General features: G+C 48.8%; 1 protein-coding gene. It reads left to right on the forward strand.

The window, feature by feature from the left end; genetic code table 11:
• The coding region (locus tag ACTHUR_RS19410; RefSeq protein WP_440400425.1) for a peptidyl-prolyl cis-trans isomerase at positions 1-486 on the forward strand (486 nt) is incomplete at both ends.

Raw genomic sequence — 486 nt, forward strand, 5'->3', positions numbered from 1 at the left:
GACTTTGGAAATTTTGAAAAATGAAGCCATCAAGGCTGGTTTGGACAAAGATGCGGAAGTGCAGAATCAGCTTAAAAACGTTGAAGCTGAGTTTTATGCCAACCAATACGCTGCCTATCTAGAACGCCAAACCGCGGTTGACGATGCTGAGTTGCGCCGTTTCTACGACCAGCAAACACGCATTATCAAGCTGCAACAAGTCAGCTTTGCTTCAGCCGACGAAGTACGCGCCGCGCAAGAACTGCTGCTCAAAGGCTTGTCATTTGAAGAGCTGATGAAACGCTATCCCAACCCCGAACAAGAGTTCGACGGCTTCATCTCTCCGCAGCAGCTCTCTCCTCAACTGGCTACCGCTTTTGCTGACATGAACCGAGGCGATGTAACGCATGAGCCGATTCAGATGGAAAGCCGTTTTTATCTGTTTAAACTCAGTGCAGTAGAACGCGATCCCAATGCCGAACCTTTCGAACTGGTACGCAATCAGAT

It is taken from the genome of Neisseria sp. P0021.S007 (assembly GCF_051956855.1).